The sequence below is a fragment of the Agrobacterium sp. 5Ca50 genome (assembly GCF_055381905.1).
In genome coordinates this window covers 85726-108956 of record NZ_AP026438.1, presented here as the reverse complement: position 1 = coordinate 108956, position 23231 = coordinate 85726, and the positions used below count along the sequence as shown (strand labels likewise).

Genomic DNA, 23231 nt, shown 5'->3' with positions numbered 1-23231 from the left:
AGATAATTTCTCAACCCTCACTCCCCATTTTGGCGACGGACTACGGGAACACGTAGCGGGGGGACTACGGAATCCCGTAGCGGGCTTTTTTTCTTTCTGCCTGGTTTTGAGCGCGCGTCTGCTAGTTGCTTTCTGACGACTTCCGACCACAAGCGGGCTTCGGCCATCGTGAAACGCCTCCACTCGTTGGTTGCTGGCGCACCGTCACGTGTTCCATCAAAGGTCAGCGTGAAAACAGTCGGGTGCGCAGTGCCGTTGCCCGCCCGCCCCTTTGTCATCTTCACAAGCTTTTTGTATGCCAATTCATCAAGCGCATCAGCAATGTTGCTGAACGTTACGCCGTAAGCATAAAACTGGTCATGGGTCACGATGAGCTTGCCGTTCTCAGTGCGACCATGTGAGATGTGCTCGATTATCAACCGGTCCAAAGCCTTGCGGCCGTTCACGGAAAGCGATCGATAGGCTGCTGCCTCCAGCAGCTCTCGAGTTAAAGCCATCCACCCGCCTTGATCTGCAGGAGGCTGGGTATTCTTTTTGACCATGTTGTAGGTCTTGCCGCCCGCCGTTCGGCTCTTGTCGCGCGGGTCAAAGACTGGAGGCATCAATCATCTTTCTTCGCAAGGCGAACGCCCGGGCCACCTTCTCTTGTTTCACCGTCATCAAGAAAAATCACTCCAGCGCTTTTTAAGGCTCTGGTAATAGCGTCGAGATTGTTAGCAACAGGCACCGACCGGCCAGCCTCAAAGTTTCGGACGGTTGAGTTTCCCACCTTTGCGGCAGTGGCTAGTTCGTCTTGCGACATTTCGACAAGTGCGCGGGCTGCGCGGCATTGAGCAGGTGTCATCATTCAGGTTCTCCGATAATTAATTTCGTTAAGGATAACGAAAATCGTTTGACAAGTAAATGAGTAACGATTTATGTTGATGTTAACGTTAATCGTTATCCATCGGAGTTAACCTAATGCCGAACACTACAGTTCAGGCCACCGCCGAAGGCATGCCGAAATTCGACCTGGCAGCAATCATGCTGGATGCTTGGGAGCGCTACCGCCGCATTCGTCGCCAGTACGCCTCTTGGCAGATCGAGCGCGGCATTGTTGACGCCTCATTCTCTGCTTGCCTCAAGACTGCTTGGCGCGTTGCAAAGCAGGCCCGTGAAAGAGCTGTTGAAGCCGCAGAAGTCGCGAAGCTGGACGGCACGCCGAAAGGTGACCGCCTCAACGCTCTGCGCACAGCGCTCGCCCAAACCGACTATCTGCCGCTGCGCTACCGCGCTTCTGCACACCGCGCCGCCATCACTGCTGAAATCGCCGCCATCACGGCGCACTGACCGGAGGAGTGTCCGCATGACCAAACGTGCCCCCAAGTACCAGATCGAAGAAGTAAACGCCGCTCTCGACAACCTCAGCGACCTGTTGGACGTGATGTGTGAAATTCACTTTCAGCGCGCAGCTAACGAGAAGGAAGACCGGCGCATCAGTAGCCTGCTTTGGATCGCCCGCGACCTTTCCGCAGGCATCGCGGCCAAGCTTGATGACGACGACGCCGCCATGGCGGCTAAGTTTAAGGAGGGTTCAATATGAAAACCAGTCGTCGCTCATTCCTTGGCGGTGCAGCCATTGCCTCACTGCCAGTTTCTGCCGGTGCCTCTGTGGCGGCTTCAGCCATTCAGACAGACGCCGCGCAGGCCACCGCTATCGCAGAAAATCCAGACCTGCTAGCGGCACATGCCAGACTGCTTGATGCTCAGGCCGAACTACGCGCAGCAGAAGACGCCCTTGAATGGATCGCTGACGAATGGCGCCACCTGTGGCCACTTGCCCCTGAAGAACTGCTTGGAGGCTCAAACGCCCATATTGGCGGTGGAGTTTGGGGCGACACGGCAGAGCGCAACATTATTGGTCAATATCTGTATCGCGATACAAGCGGCCTGACGCAGCGTTTCGATAAGCGCCAACGGGAAAAAACGCCAAGAACCTGCTTCAGCGTAACGCCCCCGGATGAGCTGAAAGAAACTATTACACGGTGGGAAAACCGCTCACCAAGGGGACGGACGCCAAAGGCGGTTGAGCGCCAGCGGAAAGAGCGTGCTGAAATGCTGGCCCGTTATCGCGCAAAGCTGGTGTTGGCGGAAGAGTACGAGGCTCACACAAACGCGCTTCGACAGAAGGCCGGAGTGGACCAAGCGCGGAGACGGGTAGTTCTCGCAAAAGACGGCCTCAATACCGCGTGTAGCGAAATATCGAAAATACCGGCAGTTGGGATGACGGGCCTTTTTATCAAGGCCAATGCGATGGACGCTTTTGGCTACCTCGAAGTGTTCAAGGGCAGCGATGGCATAATGGGTGAAATGGCCCGGTTTGTTCATCAGGTCATCAGCATACGGCCAAGCATCTAACCTCAATCAGGAGACACATCATGCCGAAGACGATTCCGGCCAACGGCGAAGCTATGCGCAAGATGCCCGCTTCGCTCGCCAAACAGTACCACGGCAACCAAGCCATTGATGAATACGATTTCGCAATGGATTTGCTTCGCACCGCACGTCTGGCACTTCACGCGAACGCAGAGCCAGGCCTGCTTGAAGACGCTGATATTGCGTCAGTTGGCTATGTCCTTTGCTATGCCATCGATAGTCTCAAGCTCATTCGCGATGAGGTGAACAAGCTTGATCGTGGACCAGCAGGAGCGCGCACATGAGCGCCCTAAATAGCCGGCCCCGGCAGCACAACACGTTGAATGTCTACCGCACCCTGCCACCGCATTGCATTGCCTTCGAAGTAACCGACCGGGATAGCCTGCCATTCATAGAACCGGGCGAGGTGGTGGTTGTCGACACCGAAGACCGAACCCCGCGTGTGGGTGATATCTATCTGATTGAATGGATCGGCGGGCGGCGAAACGTTTGCCAAGCGCGGCACAGCGCGGTCCCTAATCAAAAGACTGACGATGAACCACGTTGGCATGTTGGATCGATGCGCACGACTTCGCACGATGAGTTCGAACGCTGGCTTGCCGGTGCCGAAGAGGCAAAGCGCAAGGGCATGGTGCCGCAATGGTGTGGGGGATGGTCTGAAGGGCCTCTAACCTTCGAACATCTCGAAAGCAAATTCGTGGGCGCCGTCATCGGGCTATATCAGCCAAAGGCGCAAGATGACTGAAACCCACCTGCAGGCTCGGCCGCTTCATCTGCTGAAAAGCAGAGACTGCCGCTTTCCCCTCACCTCTCCCGAACCACACGAGCCGCATTTATTCTGCGGCTCACCGGCCATCCAAGGCAAACCATATTGCGCCGCGCACTGCGCGCTTGCCTATCGCCCAAAGGGTTGAACCATGCACCACAGAACATTCATCAAAGGCGCTATCATTACCGGCTCCACACCTACCCTCACCGAGCAAGGGCGGGAGAGCCGCAAACAGAGTTGGGTTGTATCAGGGCTAGGGTCAGCCATGCGCATCACGAAAGCTTTTCCATCTCCACGCATCCGACATTTCATTTAGGTAGCTGTCCAGTAACTCTGGAGATAGGGGCTTTTTTGCTTCATCGCGAGCCACCTGAATTTGTGTGTTTCTGTCAGCTTTATTTAACCCAGGGAAATAATGTTTTGCAGGTTTCGAGCAGAATCCGGCAAGCAACTGAGGGTTTATTGCGGCGAACCAGAAAACGTATAACCCTGTTATAGCTGGGCTACGTCGAGAGATGCTCATGTAGTCGAGACACGCAGTCATGACAACCGCATCGCAGTCCAAATGGGTAATATCATCAATCTCAGCCCCCGGATCTCGGTCGGCATGCTTGATGAAGTTACGAGGCGCATTGATCAGTTTTTTGACGTCTAAGTGGGTAATGTTCTGATCGGCGCTGATGCGGTCAACGGTCGATGTAATGCTTGCCAGTTTGGTTAGTGTGTCGCATATTTCCCATACGTTGCTGGCGAGAGAATAAACAGCGATCGGTTCGTTGCAGTACCAATGCAGATGTATCGCGGCCAGCAACTGTCGGCGCGCTGCATCAAGCTTTGTAATTTTATCCACCATCTATGACTTCCTCTAGCTTCGTAATTAACCAGTCACAGCAAGCGGGGAAGCAACAGCGCTAGGCAGGGGCATTGGCGCAGAGTCGGTGCCCCTGCCTAGCGCTGCAGCTACCAATCAACAGGAGTTTACAGTTAGATATCGCCTACTGGTATTGTTTCGACCGGCGGTTCCAACAGATATTCCCATTTCGGGTTGGATGTCGCTGCTCCTGACCAATATTGGTGGCCGTAGTAGAAAGCCAGCGCTGCTTGGGGTATCCGCAGCCAATTTTGGTCACACTTGAAAGCGCTTTTTGGCTTCATCTCATAAATGGGAAAAGCCTTGGCGAATTCTCTGACATTTTCAATGCTGTCGAATGCGAAGAATGACTGAAAGCGCGATGGGCGGTCTGGAAAACTCGCTCGCCTTATGAACTCAAATAGCATTTCGATGGCGCAACTGGATTCAATTGTGACGCGACCGTCATTCAACTGAATGCCCGGATAGCAAAGCGCGAATTCCCAGCCGTGAAGTGATAACCCTTCAGGAAACATCTCGAGAAGCTGATGTTCAACCTGTTCAGTTGTGTAATCGTTAGTTTGAGATGGAGTAAACGCCAAGTCTTGTCGATGGTTATGCATGCTTAGGTTGAGCATTCCAGTTTGGTAATACCCACGTCGGTCAGCAGAATAGAGCTCGTTAATTACGTCGTTCAATTCCTACCCCCAAGGTTAACGTATGCCGATGCTCACGAATGCGCGGTGCTAGACCTTCGCGCAAGGGCTGGGATTTGCGCGATAAGCATCGGCTAGCTCATCTCGGAAAACATTCTTGAGGTCACTTATGACGTTGACCTCTCGAGCTGAGACGCGTCTCCAGTGAGGCAGCGCCCGCCAGAAAAACAGATATGCGGGTTTACCGTTCTTGGCCGGAACGTATCGCATGCGACATTTCACGCCGCCTACAATCTTTTGTGGATCTTCGCTCACTTGTGCCCCCAGATAGTAACTCAACTATTAGCGTAGATTGCATGGTTCGAGATCTACAATCAATACAGTGGAAACAATCCGCTGACCGACCCAACCAGCGGTGGACGTGGCTAACGGCGTGGGAGCGCACGTCGCGCTGTTAGCGAATGTTGAGATAGCGCCACGCGTCGAGAAACCCAAAAATCCGAAGAAGCATGAAGAGCGATACTTCCCTGTTAATACACCGAAAAAACAGGGTGCCTCGGACCGCTGAAAAAGCGGCCGCGAAACTGATAATACAGTCAACAAGCAGGCGCTGCGCGCGTTCCAAGTGTGCCACCGAAAATGACGCAAACGCTCTTTTCAACTGCTAAGAAACGGAACGCTCCGACAGAGACAAAAGCCAGAAGTAGGCAGGAGGGTCTGACCTAGATAAAACGGCTTCAATTTTCGGAAGCCGTAAAAAGATAAGTGCTCTCTCATAATACAGAGAGAAAACAGAAGCCAGTGAGCATGCGGAAGGAGGCGGGGCCTATGTTAAGGGGTGGACTTTTTTGTTAAAAATCACAAGTTTCATGACGGCTCTCCCTAAGAGTGTTGACCAAAAGATGAAACCGCCTATGCTGACGCTGGCAGCCCTTGCTTGGTGATAAAGGCCCCTGGGACTTTCAGTAGATAGCCAAGATTGCCGATATGGCGGGCTGCACCACCTCAGTAGTACAGCGTTTTCCCATACTTCCACAGCTCAAATTCGTAGGTAATTCTGTCTTTGATCAGATCGTAAGACATTAAATCGCCTCGCTCCCATTTTCTTTGGATCGCCCAAGCACAATAATCTGCCAACTGGAGGGAAGCGTCCGCTTGAGAAGGTCTAAAATCTACTACCCACTTAGCACCCTGCACTGTCTGAGACAAAACGTCGTCTAAGCCATTGGTGAAAGTAAGTCGCTCTTTTTTGTACCTATCGACGCCGTTGTTACCAACAACTCAGCATCTTTCGTGAGGTGAGGCGCAATACCGTGCCGGAGGTGATAAAACCAAGGATACTTGTAAAAGCGAGCTTTATCCGCACGAACCTGGGGCTGCGCCTTCGCTTTTTCGCAAATTGTCGCTTGCACCTCGAAATTATGCTTCAAGATAGTTTCAAAAACGCGGTTTCGTACAGCCTGCTTGTCCTCTGTGGCATGGAAGAAATCGCCAAGTTCTGCTTTTTCCCAAACGAGGGCATGCCGCAACTGATGAAGCGCTTCCCCAACCGTCAGGTCATTCGTCGTCACGGTACAGATAATGAAGTATCTGCTGACGTTCTGGTTTCTATTGAAGGTAAAACAGCCGGCCTCATCAGCAAAGAGATATCGAGCGACCAAAATCCATCCCTCCAGATCGGCGCAACGCGTAGCCGGAAGATGACACACGTGGGGTTACACAAATCTTACGATTTTCGCCCTGTAAACTTCGGCGCAAATCCTTCTTCACGGCTTTGTGATCGATGACCTACCGACGCAATAAGGGTGGACAGAAAGGTGGATAAAACCCAATTAAATTGACATATGATGTTGAAATATATGAGATTTGTTGTTGAAAATGGTGCCGCTTACGTGACTCGAACACGTGACCCCGTCATTACGAATGACGTGCTCTACCAACTGAGCTAAAGCGGCACTTTCGTTATCCGTGAACGGATAAACATCATGCGGGGGCTGATACAGATAATGACGGTGGATTTCAAGTGCTGAAATAACCGCAGGTCAATTTTCCATTGCCATGCCACCGCCAATTTGAGCGACGCAAAGCCCCATTTGCGCAACGTCAAATTTGCCAGTCGGCAGCATGCCTCAGTCAATGTTGGCGGCACATTCCGAGTGCATTTTTCGAGCACCATAAACCCCGTCGAAGCGGCAAGATTTCATAGTACCAGGCGCTGACGTGCCTCGTGGTATTCAGCCTCCAGCCGGTCAACAAGCGCGGCAACTCTGCCCACACCATCAATGGAACCAACGCCTTGCCCAGCACCCCAAATGTCTTTCCAAGCCTTGGCGCCGGTGACGGCAGCGCCGAAATCCATCTTGGAGGGATCGGCGGAGGGCAGATTGTCTGGATCAAGCCCGGCTGCCGTGATCGACGATTTCAGATAGTTACCGTGAATGCCGGTAAAATAGTTCGAGTAGACAATATCACCGGCACGCGCCTCGACCAGCGCCTGCTTGTAAGCGTCTGTGGCGCGGGCCTCTTCTGTGGCGATGAATGGCGTGCCGATATAGGCCATATCAGCACCCATGGCCTGCGCTGCCAGAATTCCGCCGCCTGTGGCAATCGCACCGGCCAGCAATAGTGGGCCATCAAACCAGCTACGTATTTCCTGAACCAATGCAAAGGGCGACAATGTGCCGGCGTGGCCGCCCGCGCCGGTTGCCACGGCAATCAGGCCATCTGCGCCCTTGCGAATGGCAGACTGCGCGTGGCGATTGTTGATAATGTCATGCAGGACAATGCCACCATAAGAATGAATGGCGGCATTAACCTCTGGAACCGCGCCCAGTGAAGAAATCACCACCGGCACCTGATATTTCACGCAAAGCATAAGGTCATGCTCAAGGCGCTTGTTGGAGGTATGCACAATCTGGTTCACGGCAAATGGCGCAGCCGGCCGTTCGGGATGCGCCGCGTTATGTGCAGCGAGTTCTTCTGTCAGCTGGGCCAGCCACTCATCCAGCTGGCTTTCCGGGCGGGCATTCAAAGCGGGAAACGCGCCAATGACACCGGTCTTGCATTGCGCCAGCGTCAACTGCGGGTGCGAAATAATGAACAGCGGCGATGCCACGACAGGCAGCCTCACATTGTTTTTCAGCACTTCTGGCAGCATTCGTTTCCTCCAACTTACGTTTACGCACACGTCAATAATATAAGAGTGAACGTGCCACACAAGTCAAAATCATTGATGGCTTAAGTGTTTTGCGCGACCATCCAAAGGCCAGAGTGCTTGTTTTCCAAGGATCAATGATGCATTTGATTAGCTTGAAGCTTGTGATTGCCAAAATCTGACGGTAGCGATTGCAAAAGAATCAACTGTGACGTCAAAAAAGGACCCTTTGTGAGCGGACTGGAAACGGCAATTCGCAATGCGCTTGAGAAATCGGACCGGGCAAATCCTGAGGTTCGCGCGCGCATTTACCAGTCATCACGTCAGGCCCTCGAAGCGGGCATGCGTAAGCAAGGCATAAATGACCCAGAGGTCATTGCCCAGCAACGACACCGTTTGGAAACACTGATCCGCGAGATAGAAACCCAGGAACGCGACAGGCTGCTCGACAAGATCGAGTCCCATATGGTCAGGCCCCCATCACCGGCTGCCCCTGCCGTCGCGCCAGCCGTCTCCGCTCAGAAAACCGCGCCAACCTTCACGGAATCCGTTCAGCCAGAAATGCGCTCCGCTCCGGTGGATGAGTATGACGAGGCACCTAGCCTTGATGATCACGACAGGCACTATCCGCAGCCTGAAGCGCCATCTCGTGATGTTTACGCAGCTGAACCAGCACAACAGCGCACAGCGCCGTCGGAAGGCGGCTCGCTGGCCTTCAAGCCAGAACGTGCAGTCCGCCCCAGAAAACGACGCGGCTTTTTCGCTCGCCTTCTGCTGACCTCCGTTACTCTTGCCTTTATCGGCATGGGGGCATGGTGGGTGTATTCCTCCGGGCTGCTGCTCAGCGAAGCGGAGCGCGACACCAGCGTGCCGAACCCACCAGCGCAGGTCGAATCGGAAGATTTTCAAGGCAACGCCCCTACGCCTGCTTTTGATCCGGCACGTGGTTTTTCTGACGACTGGGTCGAAATCTACCATGCCGACAAGCGCGGACAGGGCATGAAGGCCGGTTCCAACGCCAGCATCGAGCAGATTGCCACGGCCGCAGGCGTAGCCAGCCGCATTACGTCCAGAACGCCGTCGGAACAGGGCAACATCAGCATTGAAGTGCCTGTCAGTGTACTGCAGGAAATGGCTGGCAAATCCTCTACAATTGCGGTGACGCTGCAATCCTCGACCGATCGCCAGACGCAGGTAGCCATCAGCTGTGATTTCTCAAGCCTGGGTGATTGCTCGCGCCACCGTTTCACGGCAACACCTGAAAAGGCTGACCTGCTGTTCCGCGCGACGTTTGAACGGTCACTGGTGCCGAACTCTCCCGGCCAGTTGCTGATCAACAGCGATGTCGATGGCAACGGCTTGCCGATCAATATTTATTCGGTGCGTATTCTTCCGGGCCAATAAAACTTTTCCACATACTGAAAAGATTAGCTTTGACGTGAGGGGCGACTGCGCCTCTCTCAGCGAACGCAAAAACGCGTGATTTAACGCAATAAACCGAATTTCGGTTAAACCGAAAATCATAAGTTATTTTAAGGAGGTAAATGGTGCTGCTAGAGAGATTTGAACTCTCGGCCTCTCCCTTACCAAGGGAGTGCTCTACCCCTGAGCTATAGCAGCATCTGGTGTCTGACTTGGTCTCGACACTTCAAGCGTGGCGCCTATTGCCATAGGTTTTTCCCGAGCGCAAGCAGCAATTTGATAGTTATTCACATAGTGGTGCAAAAAATAGCCGGCTCTATGGATTTGAGGATTTTTCCGATAATGTCGAAACATGACTGAAGACACCACAAAACAAGGGCTCGAGCCCATTTCCTCCGCCGCTGATGACACAGCAGATACCCTTGAGCAAAAAATTGCGAAAAAGGGCGACCGCAAAGATCAGGTGAAAGAACGTGAGGAGCAGCGCAGGGCGCGGGCGGCACAAAAGCTGCGTGAGAACCTGCAACGGCGCAAACATCAGGCCCGGGCACGACGTTCCGGTGCAGAAGATGAAACAATCGGTTTGCCTGCCGCAAAAACGGACGAATCGTGCTGACAAGAAATCTGACTGCCAAAATTGCAACGCTGCAGGATTTCGTCTAAGGACACCAATCCTTCACAAAGGCACGAGAAAGGCGGGCGCAAAGCCCGTAGGGACGTATGGATCGCATCAAAGTAACCGGCGGCAACAAACTTAACGGCATTATCCCGATTTCGGGTGCCAAGAATGCTGCCCTGCCGTTAATGATCGCCTCGCTGCTTACCAGTGATACACTGACACTTGAGAATGTGCCGCACCTGGCCGACGTGGAGCAGTTGATCCGCATTCTCGGCAACCATGGCGTTGATATTTCCGTCAACGGTCGCCGCGAAAGCCAAGGTGAATCCTACTCGCGTACCGTTCACTTCACCTGCCGCACCGTTGTTGACACGACAGCACCTTACGAACTGGTTTCCAAGATGCGCGCCAGCTTCTGGGTTATTGGCCCGTTGCTCGCCCGTGAAGGCAGAGCGCGCGTTTCGCTGCCTGGCGGCTGCGCCATCGGCACACGCCCGGTCGATCTGTTCATTGACGGCCTGGAAGCGCTCGGTGCAACGATGGAAATCGATGGCGGCTACATCACTGCCACTGCCCCCAAGGGTGGTCTAGTTGGCAACAGCTACACTTTCCCGAAGGTTTCGGTCGGTGCCACGCATGTCATGCTGATGGCGGCCACACTCGCCAAGGGTACGACAGTTATTCACAACGCGGCCAAGGAGCCGGAAGTTGTTGATCTCGCCAAGTGCCTGACCGCCATGGGTGCAAAGATTGAAGGTGCTGGCACATCTACCATCACCATCGAAGGCGTGACGTCGCTTTCCGGTGCGCGCCACCGCGTGCTGCCAGACCGCATTGAAACCGGCACTTATGCCATGGCTGTGGCCATGACCGGCGGTGACGTTGTGCTGGAAGGCACCACTGCTGCCCTGCTGGACACAGCCCTTGAGACCATTCGCCGCTCTGGCGCCACCATTACCGAGACCGAAAGCGGTCTGCGTGTGGTGCGCAACGGCAATGGCATTCAGCCGGTCGATATCGTCACCGAGCCATTCCCCGGTTTTCCGACCGACCTGCAGGCACAGTTCATGGCGCTGATGACCCGTTCGCAGGGCGTAGCCCACGTGACGGAAACCATTTTCGAAAATCGGTTCATGCATGTGCAGGAACTGGCGCGGCTTGGCGCAAAGATCACCCTCTCCGGCCAGACGGCCCGCATTGAGGGCACCGAGCGCCTGCGTGGCGCACCGGTCATGGCAACAGACCTTCGCGCCTCTGTTTCGCTGGTCATTGCCGGTCTCGCAGCCGAAGGTGAGACAATCGTTTCCCGCGTCTACCACCTTGACCGTGGTTTCGAGCGGCTTGAAGAAAAGCTGACCCGTTGCGGCGCGCTTGTCGAGCGCATCAGCGATTAATAACAGGCCGTATTTTCGGCAAAGCATGTGTTGCGCAGCTTCATTCCCCCGTTGCGCAACGCCGCCTGATTTCCTATCTCCTTGATAAAGCATTTCCTGTTTACACCGAGCCACCAGTGCGGCAGCACTGGGCTCGGCAGGATGTGCGCTCAAACAGATGCGGCGCAGCACGGCGCCGCTATGCCACAAGGAATAGAACAATGGCTGATCTTAAACTTCTGGCACTCGACGGCGAGGATCTCGCGGTTATCTCGACCCATATGCAAGACAGTGTCTTCAAGTTGGTGGATGCATCCTATGACGCTAAGCGGGGCCAGTTTGCGCTTTCGGTCAACCGCTTTGTGTGGGAAACGGCGACCGTTAAAAACAGGCCTTTTGAGCGCAGCCGCGCTGTTCTCGTTTTAAAACGCGTTCAAGCCGTGCGATCTCACGACATCGATCGCAGCAACAAGGATCAGGTTCATTCGCTGCTGGCCATTCGTTTCACCGCAAAGGGAGATGGTCCGGATGGCACGATCGAGTTGACGCTGTCCGGTGGCGGTGCAATCGCGCTTGATGTGGAGTGCATCGAAGCGCAACTGGCTGATGCCAGCGGTTCCTGGGAAACGGCATCAAAGCCCCAGCACGTAGACGAGTAACATCTGGGCGAATAACACTCCCGATGTTGCACAAAACATCCGTTTCGATCTATGCCACAGCCCTGAAATCGCTATACACTTACTGCGATATGCAATACCCCGCCAATCGATGTGGCGGGGCTTGAGAGGGTTATACGACGTGGCAATCTGGCTGGAGCTGACATCCGAGACGTTTGAAAAGACTTTTGCGGATTTCCTGACAACCAAACGAGAAGTTTCCGAAGATGTGAACGCAACCGTCCATGCCATCATCGATGATGTCAGGAAACGGGGTGATGCGGCGCTGGCGGAATATTCGCTGCGGTTTGATGGGCTCGACTTCTCCAAGGTGCCGATGCGCGTCACCAAGCAGGAAATTGCCGCTGCAGTCGATCTGGTCGATCCGGCCGTTGTCGATGCCTTGAAGCTGGCTGCAAAACGCATTGAAAAACACCATGCCCGCCAGATGCCAAAAGATGATATCTACGAAGACGATATCGGCGTTGGTCTTGGGTCCCGCTGGACAGCCATCGAAGCGGTTGGCCTTTACGTGCCCGGCGGTACGGCAAGTTATCCAAGCTCGGTGCTGATGAACGCCGTTCCGGCCAAGGTGGCCGGCGTAGAGCGCATCGTCATGGTTGTGCCGGCCAATGGCGGCAGCATCAATCCCGCCGTTCTCGCTGCAGCGCATATTGCGGGCGTTGAAGAAATCTACCGCATTGGCGGTGCCCAGGCCGTGGCGGCCCTTGCCTACGGCACTGAAAGCATTGCCCCAGTTGCCAAGATCGTTGGCCCTGGCAACGCCTATGTTGCTGCTGCCAAGCGCCAGGTATTCGGCACGGTCGGCATCGACATGATTGCAGGTCCCTCCGAGGTTCTTGTTATTGCTGACAAGGACAACAACCCGGACTGGCTGGCCGCCGACCTGCTGGCGCAAGCCGAACATGACCGTGGTGCGCAATCCATTCTGATTACCGACGACGCGGAACTCGGTCATGCGGTGGAGGCGGCTGTCGAGCGCCAGTTGAAATTGTTGTCGCGTGCAGAAACGGCAACAGCAAGCTGGGCCGATTTTGGCGCCATCATCATCGTTCCGAATCTGGCAGCCTCCATTCCGCTGGCAAACCGCATTGCCGCCGAACATTTGGAACTTGCCGTGGAAGATCCGGACGCCCTGATCAGTAAGGTCAGAAACGCCGGAGCGATCTTTGTTGGTCGCCATACGCCTGAAGTGATCGGCGATTATGTCGGTGGTTCGAACCACGTTCTGCCGACCGCGCGCTCGGCACGTTTTTCGTCCGGCCTATCGGTTCTCGACTTCGTCAAGCGCACCTCTATTCTGCGGCTTGGCGCTGAACAATTGCGACAGCTGGCACCTGCTGCCATCACCCTCGCCCATTCCGAGGGATTGGATGCGCATGCCAAGTCAGTTGCCATACGCCTCAATCCTGAAGGGTGATGAATGGCCACAGGCGCTTTCAGGCTTTGTGACGTTATTCTGGATGAGAGCATTGGCCGCTCTACGCCAGATGTCGAGCATGAACGCGCCGTTGCCATATTTGACCTGATCGAGGAAAACAGCTTTGAGCCGCTTGGCCATGCTGGCGGCCCTTACCGGCTGTATATTTCGCTGGTGGAGGCCAAACTAGTCTTTTCCATCAAAAGCGAAGACGACAAGGATGTGGCAACACATATTCTTTCGCTGACGCCGTTTCGCCGGATCATCAAAGACTACTTCATGATCTGCGAAAGCTATTATGAAGCCATTCGGTCTGCGACACCGAGCCAGATCGAAGCGATCGACATGGGGCGGCGCGGTATCCACAATGACGGCTCACAAACCCTGATGGACCGCCTGTCCGGCAAGATAAAAGTTGATTTCGATACGGCACGTCGCCTGTTCACCCTTGTCTGCGTTCTCTACTGGCGGGGCTAGGTCGGGCGATGAGCGATCCTTCAGTCAGCCACACAGAGCCCAAAGCACCGCGCGCCATTCTATTTATGTGCGGTATGAATTCCATCCGCTCCCCCATGGCCGAGGTCATTGCCAAACAGCTGATTGTGCCGGGCATCTATATTCAATCGGCCGGTGTACGCTCAGGCGAGCGCGATCCCTTCGTCGATGCGGTGCTAGATGAGGTGGGTCTGACGCTTGGCAAACACAAACCGAGAACACTTGAAGAAATCGAGGATGATTTTTTCGATCTTATCATTACATTAACACCGGAAGCCCATCACTCCGCGCTGGAATTGACCCGCTCCAATTCGCTCGATGTGGTCTACTGGCCGACCATGGATCCGACCGTCGTAACCGGCACACGCGAGCAGATTCTCGATGCATATCGTGACGTGCGGGATTACCTGACACGCATGATTACAGAGCGATTACCCACCCGTGGAAAACCGTTCTCAGAGACGGTTTGAAACAATTGAAGATTTCGTGAACTGCAAGGTTCACAAATGGGTGGCGATTGTGTAGTTTCCGCCCAATTTTCCCGGACTTATCTGTCCGGTATAGATAGAACAGAAAGAAAACCTCCACATGACAAAAGAAGAAGTCCTCGAATTTCCGGGTGTCGTCACCGAACTCCTGCCTAATGCGACCTTTCGCGTGAAGCTGGAAAACGAACATGAGATCATTGCCCACACCGCTGGTCGCATGCGCAAGAACCGTATTCGCGTTCTGGCTGGCGACAAGGTTCTGGTTGAAATGACACCATACGACCTGACCAAGGGCCGTATTACATACCGCTTCAAGTAAGACGACAAGGCTGGCGCATCGATCCGGACATATGAAGCGATTTTCGGAAACAGCGTTGCGCCGATAAAACAGGGTTGAGCGCCGCAAGCGCACGACACTCGAGAAGCGGCTGGGGCATTCATGACGGCACTCACTCAAAAGCTGATACTGGCTTCCGGCTCTCCGCGCCGGCTGGATCTTCTTAACCAGATCGGAATCAAGCCTGCGCGTTTGATGCCGATGGACATTGATGAAACACCAGTACGTCTTGAGCATCCCAGAACCCTGTGCCGCCGCCTGTCTCTTCAGAAGGCACAAGCCGCTTATGCTGCCGTCAAGGGTGAGTTGAGCTGGAGCGATGCCTATGTGCTTGGCTCGGACACTGTTGTCGCCGTTGGCCGTCGCATTGTCGGCAAGGCGGAATATGTCGAGGAAGCATCAGCTGCACTGCATCTTCTTTCCGGACGCAGCCACTGGGTTTATACCGGCATCTGCCTGGTGACGCCCGGCGGCAAGATCCGGCAGAAAATTGCTGAAACAAAGGTGCGTTTCAAGCGCCTTTCCAGCAGTGAAATCGACAATTACATTGCCTCGGGTCAATGGCGCGGCAAAGCCGGTGCCTACGGCATTCAGGGCATTGCTGGCTGTTTCGTCCAAAAATTGACCGGTTCCTATTCCAATGTCGTGGGACTGCCACTTTATGAAACAGCAACATTACTGGCTGGAGAAGGCTTTGATGTCGTATCCGGCTGGGCGGAAGGCTGAGACGGATGACGACGACAGGAAATGTAACGCCCTTGCGCAAAACGCAGCCGTGCCCGGAATGCGGGCATCCATCTACGCGGGATAATTATCCTTTCTGTTCGGATCGCTGCCGGTCTCTTGACCTCTCACGCTGGCTTAAGGGCTCCTATGCCATTCCGGTGGCAGAGGATGAAAGCAAAGCCTCCGCCGAACGTCAGGGTGACGAATAAGACAAAGCGTTTCCGGGGGCAGTTCGGATGGATAATCATCCTCTCAAACGAAAAAGCCGAACGCTTCCAATCCTGATTTCCGTTGCATTGGCCTGTGCCGCGATTGGCACGCCGTTACTGTTGGCCAATGACAAACGGCACCTGCGCGCCCTGCTCGACTACTTCCATATTGACTGGCTGCACCCAAAACCTTCAGTGGAAGTTGCGCCGGATCAAAAGACAGAGCGACCACAGGTCTCCCAGCTGCCGCCAGTGCCCGTGCGGTTGCTGCTGCACACACTCAACGATCTGCCTTCGGCTTTTGTGCGCCAGTTCCGTGTTCCCGGCCAGAGCCTGTGCGATGTCTTTGCGCGGAGCGGTTTTATCATTGCCGGTAGCGGCTGGCAGGCCAGCCCCTATGACGCCAATACCTTCGAATGCCTTGCGGAAGAAATGCATGAGGCAACCGATGGCACCACCGACTTTGCCTCGTTTTTTCTGGACATAAAGGGTGCGGCTGACGGACGGGTGACGTCACTGCGCATGAAAATTGCCAGCCCTGCGACTGACGACGGCAAACGCATGCGTGAGCAGCTGGACAAGGCTTTGACGCTTGCTGCCCAGCAATTGCGCTGGACGGACCTGCCCCAGACCATTCCCGCAGAAGACTATGATACCGACCATTTCGGCATGCGCGTTTCAATCAAACGCGAATTCAGCAATCAGGACCGCTACAATATTCTGATTGTGCCAACCGACCGGACGGCCGAGTTGAAACGCACCCGCAACTTTTTTGATACGGCGCAATGGCTCGTCGCTGCGGCACCAGAACGGGACATGCCTTTCCGGCATCAACCCGCCCACAAGGCGGCACCAGGCTGACATTTACAGCCCGGCTGTTTCGGTCGGTTTAGCGATAGCCGGCGACCGCCAGCTTGCGCTGAATTCTGTCCAGATCGCCTGCACGCTGATCTTCCAAGGTTTCCTCCCACGCCAGCGCTGTGCGGATGATCAGGTTCAGGTCATCGTAACGCGGCTGCCAACCGAGTTCAGTTTTGGCAACGGTTGAATCAGCCATCATGCTGGCCACATCACCTGGACGACGCTGGCAATAATTCACCTTGATCGTGCGGCCGTATTCCTGCTGGACCGCAGAAATAACGTCCATGACCGAATAACCGTGGCCATACCCGCTATTGGCAACCAGGGGCTGGCCACCGGCGCGCAGATATTCCAGAGCGCGGATATGTGCATCGACCAGATCGTTGACATGAATATAGTCACGCACACCCGTACCGTCATGCGTGTCATAGTCGACACCATAAACGTCGACATGGTCACGTCTGCCGGTTGCTGCCTCACAGGCAACCTTGATAAGGTGTGTCGCACCTTCGGCCGACAGGCCTGTACGTCCCTGAATGTCAGCGCCCGCCACGTTGAAGTAACGCAGCGCCACATAACGCAGATCATGGGCGGCAGCGGCATCGCGCAGCATGATTTCCGACATCAGCTTGGAAAGCCCATAAGGGTTTTCAGGGCTCAAAATGGCGGTTTCTGCGACCGGCCCATTTGCATGCTGGTTGCCGTAGACAGCAGCCGTCGAAGAATAAACGATGTTCTTCACGCCATGCGCCAGCGCCGCGGACACCAACTTTCCGGTTTTGCTGGTGTTGTTCTCATAATAGTCTAGCGGGCTGGAAATAGAATCCGGTACAATCACCGATCCTGCAAAATGCATGACCGTATCGATGTCATTTTCAGAGAAGATCTGGTTCAGCAGTTCGCCATCGCCGACATCGCCCAGATAAAAACGAGCCTGCGGTGCGACAACCCAGCGAAAGCCGGTCGAAAGACGATCCAGAACGATAACGTCTTCGCCTGCATCCAGCAGTGCCCAGACCATATGGCTGCCGATATAACCAGCCCCACCCGTAACCAGAACAGACATTTATGTACTTCCCTGTTTCTTTTTGTTGGAAGCACAAAACCATTCAACTGTTCACTATTCATTACGCTACGGGTGCACCGGCAGAAAACGGCAAGTAATTCAAAAAACGTTACTTACAAGCCGTTTTCAAAACCGATAAAATTTTATCCGATCTCCTATCGGCTCAAAATATAGGACGACAGGCGGTCTGCGGCGTCGCGAATGTGGTCAGGATTGCGCAGGAAGCAGGCGCGCAGGAACAGTTCTCCACCCTTGCCAAACGCGGTTCCCGGAGCAAGGCCGACACCTGTTTTATCGACGATATCAAACGCCGCTTCACGGCTGTTGGTGACACCGTCAATTTTCAGGAATGCATAGAGGGCACCGTCCGGCTTCAGCGTTTCTACCCGGTTGGTAGCAATTAATGCGTCGCAGAGAATATCGCGTGATAACCGTGCACGCTCATAGTTTTGCCGTACAAAGTCATCGCCCTCATCCAATGCGACTACCGCACCACGCTGCATGAATTGTGCCACACCCGACGTAGAATATTGGATGAGGTTCTCAATCACTTGGCCGATCTCTGGTGGTGCCACCACCCAGCCAACACGCCATCCGGTCATCGACCAGTTCTTGGAGAAGGAATTGGCGAAAACAATGCGATCACCTTCGTCCATCACATCAAAAAACGATGGAGCGCGACCCTCGCCATAATAATATTGGGCATAAATTTCGTCAGCAATGATCCACAGGCCATGTTTTCTGGCCAGCGCCAGAATATTGGTGAGGTCTTGATGGGTGGCGACCCATCCCGTCGGGTTGGATGGCGTGTTGATGAACAGCGCTCGGGTTTTGGGCGTGATGGCGTCTGCAATTTTCTCGATGTCCAGCGACCACTTGCCATCGGCAAAATCAATGCCGACGCCAACGGCACTCGCGCCAGCAACACCGATGGCAGCGACGATATTCGGCCATGTCGGTGAGAGGTAGATCATCTCATCACCCGGTGATGTCAGAGCCTGCACGGCAAGCGCGATGGCCTGCATGCCCGAACCGGTGACCAGAAAACTGTCCTGCGGCAAGGAAACGGAGAAGTGGCGCTGGTAATAACGCGAAAGCGCATCGCGCAATTCCGGAATACCGCGCTGCCAGGTGTAGAAGGTTTCACCGGCATTTAATGCTGCTACGGTGGCGTTGCTGATGAAATCAGGTGTCGGCAGGTCGCCTTCGCCAGTCCACAAAGGCAACAGGCCTTCGCGGCCACGGGCATATTTGACGATTTCAATGATACCGCTGGCAGGCGCGGCGAGAGATCTGGCACTCAAGCTATTCAATAAAGACATAAAGGACACACTCCGTTTGTCCTTTATTACGCAATCACCCTGCCCTCTTCCATGGAAATTACGTGAAGATCATATCGCATTTTGTGATGGGTCGAGAACCGGCCAGCCCTGCAACTGGCCGGTTCAAAAATCGATGGACGCCTAGGCTGAAAAAGATCAGCGCGTCTTGAGAAGATCGCGGATTTCCGACAGCAGCTTGATGTCTTCCGGTGGTGGTGCCGGTACAGCTTCTTGCGCTGCTTCCTTACGTTCCACACTGGCGCGGATCTTGTTTACACCCTTGACCATCAGGAAGATGATCCAGGCAAGGATCAGGAAATTGATAGCGACGGTAAGGAAGCTGCCATATGCGAAAACCGCACCCTGCTCACGCGCAGCTGCCAGCGATACTGCTGTCACATTTGAGCTAAGTGGCAAGAAGTAGTTCGAGAAATCAAAGCCACCGAAGATCGCACCGACAATTGGCATGACGAGGTCATTGACGACGGATTCAACGATCTTGTTGAAAGCCGCGCCGATGATAACGCCGACAGCAAGGTCCATGACGTTGCCTCTGGCGATAAAGGTTTTAAATTCATTGAGCATTCAAGATGTCCCCAGTTAGATCAGTCCAACGAACGCCAGACTGCTTCATAATAACATGCTAAACCAAAGTTTAAATGCTTCTCTATCTATGCGCGTGATTATCTGGCCAACGCCAAACCATTGACGACCAAAGAGTAATTTCCAACCCTGCGCATTTGTCCTATGGTTTGCCTCGGAGGATCATGAAAGCCTGTCATTTTTGCCGGGCGATGGAGGACATGTGCTTCCCGGTTGGCTTATCTTAGTTGCGGCATTTGCCTATATTCTGCTGTTGTTTGTTGTCGCCAGTCTTGGTGACCGCAACAGCCGCAGGACAAGTGTTTCCAAACGCGGCCGCCCGATCGTCTATGCGCTTAGCCTGGCGATTTATTGCACGTCCTGGACGTATTTCGGTGGTGTTGGACTTGCAGCAACACACGGGTTGGAATTTCTGGCCATCTATATCGGTCCGGTGCTTGCCTTCACCATCGGCATGCCAGTTATCAGGCGTATCATCCAGCTGGCTAAGGCCGAGAAACTGACATCAGTCGCCGACTTTATCGCAGCGCGCTATGGCAAGAACTCAGCCGTCTCGATCATCGTCGCGTTGATCTCGCTGATCGGAGCTATTCCCTATATCGCACTGCAGCTGAAGGCAGTTTCCAACTCCGTTGCCGCCATGGTGAACCCATCAGATTATGGCATTGGCAGCGGCAATCTCTATTTCCTTGACCTTGCTTTTATCGTCACCGTGTTGATGGCGGGTTTTGCTGTGATTTTCGGCACGCGCCATACCGATGCGACCGAACATCAGGACGGGCTTATTCTGGCCATCTCGATGGAGTCGCTCGTCAAGCTTTTGGCGATCTGCACGGCCGGCATCTACGTGATATTTTTCCTGTTTGACGGTCCTGTGCAGCTTTGGGAACTGACCCGGCAAAACGAGCAGGCCATGGCAGCGCTGACCTATCAGACGCCGATCAGCCGCTGGATCGTGCTGACCATGCTGTCATCCTTTGCGATCATCATGCTGCCGCGCCAGTTTCATGTCACCGTTGTCGAAAACCGTACCAGCGAAGAACTGCGCATGGCAGGCTTTCTGCTGCCGCTCTACCTCGTCGCCATCAATGTGTTTGTGCTACCCATCGCCATGGCGGGCGTGATCACACTCGGCAATACTGGCGAGGCAGACCTGTATGTGCTGCAACTGCCGCTGACGGGACAAATGCCTGTTGTCACGCTGATCACGTTCATCGGTGGGTTTTCTGCGGCCACCGCCATGGTCATCGTAGCTTCGGTCGCACTTTCCATCATGATTTCCAACGATATCGTGATGCCGATTTTCCTTCGCCACAAGCTGATGAGCCGCACGACGCACCGCGCCGATTTTGCCAAAACCCTGCTGAACATCCGCCGCACGGCGATTTTTGCCGTGCTACTGTTAGGATATGCCTATTACCGCGCTGCCGACAGCACCACCGGTCTTGCGTCGATCGGCCTTCTCGCCTTTGCAGCTATCGCGCAGATGGCGCCGTCGCTATTTGGTGGCCTGTTGTGGCGCAGAGCGAATGCGCGCGGCGCCATTGCCGGTCTGGTGTCAGGTTTTCTAGTCTGGGCCTACCTGCTGTTTTTGCCAAGCCTTGGCGGACCCGACTATTCACGGGTTGCGGCAAGCATTCTCGGTTTCGTTTTCCCTGGCCTGTCGCTGTTCAATCCGGAAAACCATGATCCGCTTGTCAACTCGGTTATCCTTAGCCTGATCGTCAACAGTCTAGCCTTTATCCTGGGCTCCCTGTCGCGCAATCCACGGCCGGTGGAGCGCATCCAATCCGGCATTTTCGTCAAACGTCACTCCCGATCGCAGTTTGCGACACGTGGCTGGAAAACACGGGTCAGTGTTGGCGACCTTAAAAGTGCAGTGGCCCGTTATCTCGGCGAAGAGCGCATGCAGCGTTCACTGGCCACCTATGAAAAAACCGCCGGGCGAAAGTTGGATGACGATCAGCCGGCCGATATGGCCCTTATCCATTTCTCCGAACAGTTGCTCGGAAGCGCCATCGGCTCGTCATCGGCACGGCTCGTGTTGTCATTGATCCTGCAAAAGGCGGAAGATACCAATGCCGATACGGCCTGGTTGCTCGATCAAGCAAGCGAAGCGCTGCAGTATAATCAGGACATGCTGCAAACCGCTCTTGCACAGATGGATCAGGGCATTGCGGTTTTTGACAGCTCGCACCAACTGACCATCTGGAACAGGCGTTTCAGAACCCTGCTTGACCTGCCGGAACAGTTTGGCCGTGTCGGTCTGCCGCTTTCCGACATTGTCGCCATGTTGCAGGAACGAGGTGATGTAACGTCGCGGGATTCCGACCAACTCATCGGCAACTTCCTGACGCTCGACATGCCATTCGCGATAGTCCTGTCGCAGAGCCGGCGCATCATTGAAGTGCGCTCCAACGCGATGCCGGACACCGGCATTGTTGCGACCTTCACCGATATTACAGAACGGGTGGCTGTCGACCGCGCCTTGCAGCAGGCCAATGAGACACTCGAACAGAGGGTGGCGGAGCGCACCAGCGAGTTGACGCGGGTGAATTGTGAACTCGCCGAAGCACGCGCCCTTGCCGATGAAGCCAATATCGGCAAGACGCGGTTTTTTGCGGCAGCTGGCCACGACATTCTGCAACCACTCAACGCCGCGCGGCTTTATTCTTCGGCACTGGTTGAGCGGCTAGGCACGTCCGATGACAGCACACTGGTGCAGAACATCGATTCATCGCTCGAATCCGTGGAATCGATCCTCGGCGCAGTTCTCGACATTTCCCGCCTTGATACCGGCGCGATGAAGCCCCGCTTTGCGTCTGTGCCACTTAATGATCTGCTGCGGCGGATCGAAACGGACTTCGCACCGATTGCCCGCGAAAAAAATCTGAAGCTGGTTGTCATGCCGACCTCGCTTTCCGTGCGCTCCGACCCGAACCTGTTGCGTCGCTTGGTGCAAAACCTTGTCTCTAACGCCATCAAATATACGCTGTCGGGCAAAGTACTTGTCGGTGTGCGCCGTGACGGGAAGAATGTTGTGCTGCAGGTGATGGATTCCGGCATCGGCATTCCAGCCTCCAAGTTCCGCACTGTCTTTAAAGAGTTTGCGCGCCTTGAGGAAGGCGCCAGAACGGCAACTGGGCTCGGGTTGGGGCTTTCTATCGTGGATCGCATTTCTCGTGTTCTGAACCACCCTGTGCAGCTTTCTTCGACGCTCAGTAAAGGCACGACCTTCCGTATCAGCCTCCCTCGTGACAAGTCCGAAAATATCAGCGTCACAGCGCTACCAACCGGCAATGCCGGGGGCATGCACGAACCGCTGGCCGGTTTGCGGGTGCTGTGCATCGACAATGAGCCGAAAATCCTTGAGGGCATGGCGCTGCTGATCAGCGGCTGGGGCTGCGAGGTGCTACAGGCCGATGCGATTGCCGCGCTTGATCTGTTGCCCGTGACATCACCACAGCCGCCAGACCTGATTATCGCCGATTATCATCTCGGCGATGGCAGTGGTGTTGGTGCCATCCTGCTTTTACGCGCACTCTATAAGGCGGACATCCCCGCGCTATTGATCACGGCCGATCGCACGCCAGAGGTGCGCAACGAGGCCGAAAAACACAACATCACCATTCAGCACAAGCCGGTGCGGCCTGCGGTGCTGCGCGCTTACATGACGCAGCTTTCAGCGCGTATTCGTGCAGCAGCAGAATAAGGTCCTGGAAATACCCTGCCAATGACAAATGCCCCGCAATTACGTGCGGGGCATTTG

27 protein-coding genes and 2 tRNA genes are annotated in these 23231 nt (G+C 54.7%); 19 read left to right on the top strand and 10 right to left on the bottom strand.

All coding sequences use genetic code 11. The features are described 5' to 3' along the window. Positions 1-17 precede the first annotated feature (17 nt). The gene (locus ACZ5FM_RS00550; RefSeq protein ID WP_464040503.1) at positions 18-602 is read right to left on the bottom strand and encodes a hypothetical protein; all 585 of its coding nucleotides are present in this window, start codon (positions 600-602) and stop codon (positions 18-20) included. Next, positions 602-847, bottom strand: a complete 246-nt coding sequence (locus ACZ5FM_RS00545; RefSeq protein ID WP_464039424.1) for a helix-turn-helix domain-containing protein — start codon at positions 845-847, stop codon at positions 602-604. Before ACZ5FM_RS00545 ends, ACZ5FM_RS00550 begins: the two co-directional genes overlap by 1 nt. Positions 848-960: 113 nt before the next feature. Between ACZ5FM_RS00545 and ACZ5FM_RS00540 the strand changes: the two genes are divergently transcribed. Genes ACZ5FM_RS00540 through ACZ5FM_RS00515 form a run of 6 tightly spaced genes read left to right on the top strand, consistent with a single transcriptional unit; the run spans position 961 to position 3329 of the window. Continuing rightward, on the top strand, positions 961-1329 hold the full coding sequence (locus tag ACZ5FM_RS00540) for a hypothetical protein (RefSeq protein WP_464039423.1): 369 nt from the start codon (positions 961-963) through the stop codon (positions 1327-1329). Positions 1330-1345: 16 nt separating this feature from the next. Further along, a complete protein-coding gene (locus tag ACZ5FM_RS00535; RefSeq protein ID WP_464039422.1) occupies positions 1346-1582 on the top strand; it encodes a hypothetical protein in 237 nt (78 codons plus the stop codon). Beyond that, positions 1579-2397, top strand: a complete 819-nt coding sequence (locus ACZ5FM_RS00530) for a hypothetical protein (RefSeq protein WP_464039421.1) — start codon at positions 1579-1581, stop codon at positions 2395-2397. The genes ACZ5FM_RS00535 and ACZ5FM_RS00530 overlap by 4 nt, the downstream gene beginning before the upstream one ends. A gap of 20 nt (positions 2398-2417) precedes the next feature. Continuing rightward, positions 2418-2699: a hypothetical protein gene (locus ACZ5FM_RS00525; protein ID WP_464039420.1), complete on the top strand. Its 282-nt coding sequence runs from the start codon at positions 2418-2420 to the stop codon at positions 2697-2699. After that, entirely contained in the window at positions 2696-3160 is a 465-nt protein-coding gene (locus ACZ5FM_RS00520; RefSeq protein WP_464039419.1) for a S24 family peptidase, read from the top strand. The genes ACZ5FM_RS00525 and ACZ5FM_RS00520 overlap by 4 nt, the downstream gene beginning before the upstream one ends. Continuing rightward, complete coding sequence (locus tag ACZ5FM_RS00515; protein ID WP_464039418.1) at positions 3153-3329, top strand: GcrA family cell cycle regulator; 177 nt, start codon at positions 3153-3155, stop codon at positions 3327-3329. The genes ACZ5FM_RS00520 and ACZ5FM_RS00515 overlap by 8 nt, the downstream gene beginning before the upstream one ends. A 114-nt stretch (positions 3330-3443) precedes the next feature. Here the strand turns inward: ACZ5FM_RS00515 and ACZ5FM_RS00510 are convergent, their stop codons facing one another. Continuing rightward, entirely contained in the window at positions 3444-4037 is a 594-nt protein-coding gene (locus ACZ5FM_RS00510; RefSeq protein ID WP_464039417.1) for a hypothetical protein, read from the bottom strand. A gap of 131 nt (positions 4038-4168) precedes the next feature. Next, entirely contained in the window at positions 4169-4732 is a 564-nt protein-coding gene (locus tag ACZ5FM_RS00505; RefSeq protein ID WP_464039416.1) for a hypothetical protein, read from the bottom strand. A 1271-nt stretch (positions 4733-6003) separates the two neighbouring features. On the opposite strand from ACZ5FM_RS00505, the gene ACZ5FM_RS00500 reads away from it, so the two are divergent. Further along, positions 6004-6477: a hypothetical protein gene (locus tag ACZ5FM_RS00500; RefSeq protein WP_464039415.1), complete on the top strand. Its 474-nt coding sequence runs from the start codon at positions 6004-6006 to the stop codon at positions 6475-6477. Positions 6478-6569: 92 nt separating this feature from the next. Here the strand turns inward: ACZ5FM_RS00500 and ACZ5FM_RS00495 are convergent. Then, a tRNA-Thr gene (locus ACZ5FM_RS00495) sits at positions 6570-6645 on the bottom strand. Positions 6646-6890: 245 nt separating this feature from the next. Continuing rightward, on the bottom strand, positions 6891-7847 hold the full coding sequence (locus tag ACZ5FM_RS00490; RefSeq protein ID WP_464039414.1) for an NAD(P)H-dependent flavin oxidoreductase: 957 nt from the start codon (positions 7845-7847) through the stop codon (positions 6891-6893). A 228-nt stretch (positions 7848-8075) separates the two neighbouring features. On the opposite strand from ACZ5FM_RS00490, the gene ACZ5FM_RS00485 reads away from it, so the two are divergent. Further along, a complete protein-coding gene (locus ACZ5FM_RS00485; RefSeq protein WP_464039413.1) occupies positions 8076-9248 on the top strand; it encodes a hypothetical protein in 1173 nt (390 codons plus the stop codon). A gap of 141 nt (positions 9249-9389) precedes the next feature. Here ACZ5FM_RS00485 and ACZ5FM_RS00480 read toward each other — a convergent pair. Further along, a tRNA-Thr gene (locus ACZ5FM_RS00480) sits at positions 9390-9464 on the bottom strand. A 154-nt stretch (positions 9465-9618) separates the two neighbouring features. Here ACZ5FM_RS00480 and ACZ5FM_RS00475 point away from each other — a divergent pair. The 10 genes from ACZ5FM_RS00475 to ACZ5FM_RS00430 all read left to right on the top strand — a co-directional run bounded on the left by ACZ5FM_RS00475 (position 9619) and on the right by ACZ5FM_RS00430 (position 16471). After that, positions 9619-9882, top strand: a complete 264-nt coding sequence (locus ACZ5FM_RS00475) for a hypothetical protein (protein WP_250983446.1) — start codon at positions 9619-9621, stop codon at positions 9880-9882. A gap of 104 nt (positions 9883-9986) precedes the next feature. Further along, positions 9987-11279, top strand: a complete 1293-nt coding sequence (murA, locus tag ACZ5FM_RS00470) for a UDP-N-acetylglucosamine 1-carboxyvinyltransferase (protein WP_192486840.1) — start codon at positions 9987-9989, stop codon at positions 11277-11279. A gap of 200 nt (positions 11280-11479) precedes the next feature. Further along, the gene (locus tag ACZ5FM_RS00465; protein WP_312946355.1) at positions 11480-11917 is read left to right on the top strand and encodes a DUF2948 family protein; all 438 of its coding nucleotides are present in this window, start codon (positions 11480-11482) and stop codon (positions 11915-11917) included. Positions 11918-12056: 139 nt separating this feature from the next. Further along, positions 12057-13355: a histidinol dehydrogenase gene (hisD, locus tag ACZ5FM_RS00460; protein ID WP_464039412.1), complete on the top strand. Its 1299-nt coding sequence runs from the start codon at positions 12057-12059 to the stop codon at positions 13353-13355. A gap of 3 nt (positions 13356-13358) precedes the next feature. Then, positions 13359-13832 carry a UPF0262 family protein gene (locus ACZ5FM_RS00455; RefSeq protein WP_259147728.1) on the top strand — a complete coding sequence of 158 codons (474 nt, stop codon included), beginning with the start codon at positions 13359-13361 and terminating at the stop codon, positions 13830-13832. 8 nt (positions 13833-13840) lie between these two features. Continuing rightward, on the top strand, positions 13841-14320 hold the full coding sequence (locus tag ACZ5FM_RS00450) for an arsenate-mycothiol transferase ArsC (protein WP_192486837.1): 480 nt from the start codon (positions 13841-13843) through the stop codon (positions 14318-14320). 118 nt (positions 14321-14438) lie between these two features. Then, positions 14439-14657: a translation initiation factor IF-1 gene (gene infA, locus ACZ5FM_RS00445; RefSeq protein WP_027673809.1), complete on the top strand. Its 219-nt coding sequence runs from the start codon at positions 14439-14441 to the stop codon at positions 14655-14657. 120 nt (positions 14658-14777) lie between these two features. Then, positions 14778-15401 carry a Maf-like protein gene (locus tag ACZ5FM_RS00440; protein WP_250983443.1) on the top strand — a complete coding sequence of 208 codons (624 nt, stop codon included), beginning with the start codon at positions 14778-14780 and terminating at the stop codon, positions 15399-15401. 5 nt (positions 15402-15406) lie between these two features. Continuing rightward, positions 15407-15610 carry a DNA gyrase inhibitor YacG gene (yacG, locus tag ACZ5FM_RS00435; RefSeq protein ID WP_259147736.1) on the top strand — a complete coding sequence of 68 codons (204 nt, stop codon included), beginning with the start codon at positions 15407-15409 and terminating at the stop codon, positions 15608-15610. 27 nt (positions 15611-15637) lie between these two features. Beyond that, positions 15638-16471 (top strand): DUF6030 family protein, encoded by an 834-nt coding sequence (locus ACZ5FM_RS00430; RefSeq protein WP_464039411.1) that lies wholly within the window; start codon positions 15638-15640, stop codon positions 16469-16471. A 28-nt stretch (positions 16472-16499) separates the two neighbouring features. Here ACZ5FM_RS00430 and galE read toward each other — a convergent pair whose 3' ends face one another. From galE to mscL, 3 genes are all read right to left on the bottom strand, one after another. Beyond that, positions 16500-17537, bottom strand: coding sequence for a UDP-glucose 4-epimerase GalE (galE, locus tag ACZ5FM_RS00425; RefSeq protein ID WP_464039410.1), 1038 nt, complete (start codon positions 17535-17537; stop codon positions 16500-16502). Positions 17538-17692: 155 nt separating this feature from the next. Then, positions 17693-18859, bottom strand: coding sequence for a pyridoxal phosphate-dependent aminotransferase (locus tag ACZ5FM_RS00420; RefSeq protein WP_259147739.1), 1167 nt, complete (start codon positions 18857-18859; stop codon positions 17693-17695). Between the two features lie 156 nt (positions 18860-19015). Beyond that, positions 19016-19444 (bottom strand): large conductance mechanosensitive channel protein MscL, encoded by a 429-nt coding sequence (mscL, locus tag ACZ5FM_RS00415; RefSeq protein WP_250983438.1) that lies wholly within the window; start codon positions 19442-19444, stop codon positions 19016-19018. Between the two features lie 220 nt (positions 19445-19664). On the opposite strand from mscL, the gene ACZ5FM_RS00410 reads away from it, so the two are divergent. Beyond that, the gene (locus tag ACZ5FM_RS00410; RefSeq protein WP_464039409.1) at positions 19665-23174 is read left to right on the top strand and encodes a PAS domain-containing hybrid sensor histidine kinase/response regulator; all 3510 of its coding nucleotides are present in this window, start codon (positions 19665-19667) and stop codon (positions 23172-23174) included. The last annotated feature ends 57 nt before the right edge of the window (positions 23175-23231 follow it).